The sequence below is a fragment of the Microcystis sp. M53602_WE12 genome, assembly GCF_030065455.1.
Classification (GTDB): Bacteria; Cyanobacteriota; Cyanobacteriia; order Cyanobacteriales; family Microcystaceae; genus Microcystis; species Microcystis aeruginosa.
The window spans coordinates 1-5525 of sequence record NZ_JASJFB010000688.1; the positions used below are offsets into that span (position 1 = coordinate 1).

General features: G+C 46.3%; 6 protein-coding genes. 4 read left to right on the forward strand and 2 right to left on the reverse strand.

The window, feature by feature from the left end; translation table 11 throughout:
• Position 1 precedes the first annotated feature (1 nt).
• Complete coding sequence (acnB, locus tag PX482_RS21490; RefSeq protein WP_288025940.1) at positions 2-2611, reverse strand: bifunctional aconitate hydratase 2/2-methylisocitrate dehydratase; 2610 nt, start codon at positions 2609-2611, stop codon at positions 2-4.
• Positions 2612-2770: 159 nt separating this feature from the next.
• Between acnB and deoC the strand changes: the two genes are divergently transcribed.
• Positions 2771-3448 carry a deoxyribose-phosphate aldolase gene (deoC, locus tag PX482_RS21495; protein WP_002761367.1) on the forward strand — a complete coding sequence of 226 codons (678 nt, stop codon included), beginning with the start codon at positions 2771-2773 and terminating at the stop codon, positions 3446-3448.
• A 13-nt stretch (positions 3449-3461) separates the two neighbouring features.
• On the opposite strand, the gene PX482_RS21500 is transcribed toward deoC, so the two are convergent.
• Positions 3462-3698: a hypothetical protein gene (locus tag PX482_RS21500; RefSeq protein WP_071825082.1), complete on the reverse strand. Its 237-nt coding sequence runs from the start codon at positions 3696-3698 to the stop codon at positions 3462-3464.
• Positions 3699-3721: 23 nt separating this feature from the next.
• Between PX482_RS21500 and PX482_RS21505 the strand changes: the two genes are divergently transcribed.
• The 3 genes from PX482_RS21505 to hisG are packed head-to-tail and all read left to right on the forward strand — an operon-like array spanning position 3722 to position 5296.
• The gene (locus tag PX482_RS21505) at positions 3722-4465 is read left to right on the forward strand and encodes an HAD family hydrolase (protein WP_002761366.1); all 744 of its coding nucleotides are present in this window, start codon (positions 3722-3724) and stop codon (positions 4463-4465) included.
• The gene (locus tag PX482_RS21510; protein ID WP_196219856.1) at positions 4462-4728 is read left to right on the forward strand and encodes a hypothetical protein; all 267 of its coding nucleotides are present in this window, start codon (positions 4462-4464) and stop codon (positions 4726-4728) included. Before PX482_RS21505 ends, PX482_RS21510 begins: the two co-directional genes overlap by 4 nt.
• Entirely contained in the window at positions 4649-5296 is a 648-nt protein-coding gene (hisG, locus tag PX482_RS21515) for an ATP phosphoribosyltransferase (RefSeq protein WP_002761364.1), read from the forward strand. The genes PX482_RS21510 and hisG overlap by 80 nt, the downstream gene beginning before the upstream one ends.
• Positions 5297-5525: the final 229 nt, after the last annotated feature.

Consider the following 5525-nt stretch of genomic DNA (forward strand, 5'->3'; position numbering starts at 1 on the left):
ACTAACTCAAAACACCAGAAGGAATCCCTAAGATATCCTCAATTTTAGGTAAATCTTCTAGGGGAATTACCCGGCCTTCATCCTCAAAACCAGCGATTTCATTAAAGTTCAAATAGCGGTATAAATCGCCAGCAAAAGGATTAATTTTCTCGGTGACAATTGCGAGGTATTCCTCGACGGTGGGAATGCGTCCTAGCAGCGCACAAACCGCTGCTAATTCGGCGGAACCGAGATAGACTCGCGCATCTTTTCCCATGCGATTATTGAAGTTACGAGTCGAGGTAGAAAATACCGTAGCTCTGTCTTCAACCCGCGCTTGATTACCCATACAAAGGGAACATCCAGGCATCTCGGTACGCGCCCCAGAAGCGGCAAAAATGCCGTACATTCCCTCATCGCGCAATTGTTTTTCATCCATGCGGGTGGGGGGACAAATCCACAGTTTAGCCTTAGCAACTCCTGCTCCTTCTAATATCTTAGCGGCGGCGCGATAATGGCCGATATTAGTCATACAAGAACCGATGAACACCTCATCAATTTTATCCCCGGCGCATTCCGACATTAACTTGATATTATCGGGGTCATTGGGTGCGGCGACAATGGGTTCTTTAATCTCGCTTAAGTTGACGGTGATAATATCCGCATATTCGGCATCCTTATCCGCCTCCATCAGGACAGGATTAGCTAACCATTGTTCCATTTTTGCTACCCGACGTAGGATAGTTTTGGCATCACTATAACCCCGGGCCGCCATATTCTTTAACAGGGCCACATTAGAGCGTAAATATTCCGCCACTGTCTCGGTACTTAACTTAATCGTACAACCGGCACAGGAACGTTCCGCCGTGGCATCGGTTAACTCAAAAGCCTGTTCTAATTTCAAATCCGGCAGCCCTTCCATCTCCATAATACGACCGTTAAAAACATTTTTTTTGTTCTGTTTTTCCACGGTTAATTTGCCTTCTTGCATGGCAACGTAGGGAATAGCATTAACAATATCGCGCAGAGTTACACCTGGTTGTAATTCCCCCGTAAAACGCACTAAAACCGATTCCGGCATATCCAAAGGCATTACTCCCAAAGCGGCCGCAAATGCCACTAAACCCGACCCCGCAGGAAAGGAAATTCCCAGGGGAAAACGAGTATGAGAATCGCCGCCAGTCCCCACCGTATCCGGCAATAACATCCGATTTAACCAGGAGTGAATAATGCCATCTCCCGGACGTAAAGCGACCCCACCCCGGGTAGAGAAAAAGTCCGGTAATTGGTGATGAGTTTGAATATCAACCGGTTTCGGATAGGCTGCCGTGTGACAGAAACTCTGCATGACTAAATCGGCGCTAAAACCTAAACAGGCTAACTCTTTTAACTCGTCTCTGGTCATCGGGCCGGTGGTATCCTGAGACCCTACCGTAGTCATAATTGGGTCACAGGAAGTACCCGGCCGCACCCCGGGTAAACCGCAAGCTTTGCCGACCATTTTTTGCGCTAGGGTGTAACCTTTACCCGTGTCACTAGGCATAGTTGGACGGGTAAATAGGGTACTAGCCTCAAGTCCCAAGGCGTGACGGGTTTTATCGGTGAGACTGCGACCGATTAAGAGGGGAATACGACCGCCGGCCCGCACTTCATCCAGAATTGTCTCAGGTTTGAGGCTAAAAGTGCTAATAGTTGCGCCCGCTTCGTTGGTGATTTTGCCTTCGTAGGGATAGATTTTAATCACATCCCCCGTGTTCATTTGGCTAACATCGCATTCAAGCGGTAAAGCGCCGGAATCTTCAGCAGTGTTAAAGAAGATAGGGGCGATTTTACTGCCTAAAATATAGCCACCAGCACGTTTATTAGGCACAAAGGGAATATCATCGCCAATATGCCAGAGAACCGAGTTAATAGCCGATTTTCGGCTGGAACCAGTCCCGACCACATCCCCCACATAGGCGACCGGATGGCCTAATTTTTTCAATTCGGCAATGGTTTCTAAAGACCCCGGTTGACGGGTTTCTAACATTACCAAAGCATGGAGGGGAATATCAGGCCGGGTGGTGGCATGGGGAGCGGGAGATAGGTCATCTGTATTGGTTTCCCCCTGGACTTTGAAGACGGTGACGGTAATTTCTTTAGCAAGTTTCGGTTTAGCGATAAACCAAGCACCATTGGCCCAAGCATCGATAACCTGTTTAGCATAGGGATTGGTGTCGGATAATTCCAAAACCTCGTTAAATGCGTCGAATACCAGCAGGGTTTTACTTAAAGCGCTGGCGGCAGCGGCGGCGATATTAATATCTCTGGATTTCAGCAGTTCAATCAGAGAATGAACGTTATAACCACCTACCATGGTTCCCAGTAAGCTAACCGCACCCTGAGCGGAGATAACGCTAGATTTTATTTCACCTTTGGCAATTCCTGTTAAAAATCCCGCTTTAACGTAGGCCGCTTCGTCAACTCCGGGGGGAACACGGTCACGCAGCAGGGTCAGCAATTCTCCCCTGAGTTCTTCGGACGGATTTTTGAGCATTTCGCATAATTCCGCCGTTTGTTGAGCATTGAGGGGAAGGGGAGGGATACCTAATTTCGCTCGGTCGGCAACGTGCTGATGATAGGCTTCTAACATAGGTCTATTGTCTCCTAGTCTTCACTTGTGACGGTTTCTTCCTAGGTTACTGGATTTTTGCTAGTCTCTGAATTTCTAGGTTAACGAGAGATGACTTTGCTGTTTGACTTCCATAAAATGAGAAAATAGCGATCGATTGACTATATTGAGGCTTAGATAATGGCTATCACCGATTCTGATCTAGATTTAGCACAATATATCGACCATTCTCTCCTCATCCCCACCGCCACCAGTGAACAATTAGAGGCTTACTGTCAACAGGCTGATCAATATCATTTTCCCACCGTCTGCGTTTATCCCGCCGCCGTTAAGCAAGCTGTGCAGTTACTCCACGGCAAAAAAACTTTAGTTTCTACCGTGATTGGTTTTCCCGCAGGGGCCACTACCTCCGCAGTTAAACGTTATGAGGCTTTAGAAGCTGTAGATAATGGCGCTAAGGAGTTAGAGGTGGTTATTAATCTCGGTTGGCTAAAAGATGGGAAATCTGAGCAATTATTCCAAGAAATTGCTAGTATTTGTCAGGAAACCGGCCAGACGGTAAAAGCGATTCTGGAAACCTCGCAACTAACAGACACCGAGAAACGTTTAGCGGCGGAGATTTGCATGGATGCAGGAGTGAGTTATCTAAAAACCAGTACCGGCTGGTTTGGAGGTGCAACGGTTAGCGATGTCAAGTTTCTCAAGGAAATTAGCAAAGGCCGGGTAGGAATTAAAGCATCCGGCGGAATTCGCACCCTAGAACAAGCGCTCGCTCTGATTGAGGCCGGAGCCACCCGTCTGGGAACTTCCCGTGGTGTCGATTTAGTCCGTCAGCAAAAGGCCGCTTTTGAGGAGTAATACTAAATCCTGTTTAAAAGGTATAGGAAAGTGGGGTGTGGGGTGTGGGGAAGTGGGGTGTAGGGTGTAGGGTGTGGGGTGTAGGGTGTGGGGTGTAGGGTAGTGGGGTAGTGGGGTAGTGGGGTAGTGGGGAGAATAAATAAAAAATAATCTCCTGTCTCCTGTCTCCTGTCTCCTGAATCCTGTCTCCTGAATCCTGTCTCCTGAATCCTGTCTCCTGAATCCTGACAGCTAAAATGATGGCTGACATTCAATAAAAATAAGGGGGTTTATTTGCCGATAATTCGCTGTGGTAATCGAGAATTTAGAGATATTCAAGGGATTGTTTTTGATAAGGACGGTACGCTAGAGGATTCGCGGGCTTTCTGGTACGATCGAGCTATAGCCCGGATACAAGCCATTGAATCGCAAATCCCTGGTTTAGAGTCTTTATTAACCAAAACTTTCGGTATTGGGACAAATAGTCTCAATCCTGCCGGTTTAATGGCAGTGGGCAGCCGCAGAGATAATCATATCGCCGCTGCCGGTTGTATTGCTTCCACCGGCCGGGATTGGTTAACGGCAATGGCGATCGCAAAAGCATCCTTTCAAGCGGCCGATGAAAAGGTTCCCCCCCGCTTAAATCCCCTCTATCCCCAATGTTTAGAAGTAATTCGTTATCTGCACGCGGCCGGTTTACAATTGGCGATTCTTTCCTCCGATACCACAGCACGAGTTGAGCAATTTGTCAAGGAAAATCACCTATTAAATTATATTAAAATTGTTCGGGGATGCGATCGAGGTTTAAGTAAACCCGATCCCCTATTATTGCAAGAAACCTGTCAAGCTTTGGGGACCGCAGTGGACAAAACCCTGATGGTAGGGGACACTAAGGCCGATTGGGAAATGGCTAAACAGGCAAAATCAGCAGCAGCGATCGCAATTAGTTGGCAACCGGAAAACCATCAAGATTTACAATTAGCTGATGTGGTCATTAGAGAACTTACTGCCATCTCGGTTATCAGTTATCAGTTATGATTTTAGCTGTTAGGAGACAGGATTCAGGATTCAGGATTCAGGATTCAGGAGTCAGGAGATTATTTTTTATTTATTCTCCCCACACCCCACACCCTACACCCTACACCCTACACCCCACACCCCACACCCTACACCCCACACCCCACACCCCACTCCCCCACTTCCCAATTCATAATTCCCTCTATGCTAACAATTGCCTTACCGAAGGGTGCTTTACTAAACGAAAGTATCCAAATATTTCAGAAAATTGGCTTAGATTTTAGTGCCTTTCTTGACTCAAAAAATCGCCAATTACAGATTACCGACCCTACTAACCAAGCGAAAGCGTTATTAGTCAGAGCAACAGATGTACCAGTTTATGTAGAATACGGTCAGGCACAATTAGGCATCGCTGGTTATGATATTTTATTGGAAAAATCTCCCGATGTGGCTAATTTAATTGACCTAAAATTTGGTTATTGTCGGATGTCAGTAGCTGTCCCTGCTGATAGTCCCTATCAAAGTCCTCTAGACATTCCCCATCACGGTAAAGTTGCCTCAAAATTTGTCAATTGTGCTAAGGATTATTTTCGTCGTTTAGATATTCCCGTCGAGATTATACCTCTCTATGGTTCCGTAGAATTAGGCCCGATTACGGGGATGTCAGAAGCGATAGTTGACCTAGTGTCCACCGGTCGAACTTTACGCGAAAATGGTTTAGTAGAAATTGACGAATTATTTGCTAGTAGCGCTCGATTAATCGCCCATCCTCTAAGCTATAGACTAAATCGCGATCAGATTTATAACTGGGTAGAAAAGCTCAGTTTAACGAATCAGCACCCCCCTTATTAAGCGGGTATCAAGGGTAGGGTTGATTCATGAATCAACCCTACCTTAAATCAACCCTACCTTAAATCAACCCTACCTTGAATCAACCCTACCTTGAATCAACCCTAGGGATCAAGAGGGGATTAAAGGCAAAATCTATTTAATTAGAACCATTTACTTATTTCCCCCTAACCTAATTGTTTTAAGAGCAAACCAATAAGCGCACCAGCAAGAATTAACCAAGTAGAATTAA

What these genes read in the sequence shown, in the direction of transcription:
- hisG (WP_002761364.1), top strand. Translation starts at nt 4,649, where the DNA reads ATGCTAACAATTGCCTTACCGAAGGGTGCTTTACTAAACGAAAGTATC.
- PX482_RS21510 (WP_196219856.1), top strand. Translation starts at nt 4,462, where the DNA reads ATGATTTTAGCTGTTAGGAGACAGGATTCAGGATTCAGGATTCAGGAT.
- PX482_RS21500 (WP_071825082.1), bottom strand. Translation starts at nt 3,698, where the DNA reads ATGTCAGCCATCATTTTAGCTGTCAGGATTCAGGAGACAGGATTCAGG.
- acnB (WP_288025940.1), bottom strand. Translation starts at nt 2,611, where the DNA reads ATGTTAGAAGCCTATCATCAGCACGTTGCCGACCGAGCGAAATTAGGT.
- deoC (WP_002761367.1), top strand. Translation starts at nt 2,771, where the DNA reads ATGGCTATCACCGATTCTGATCTAGATTTAGCACAATATATCGACCAT.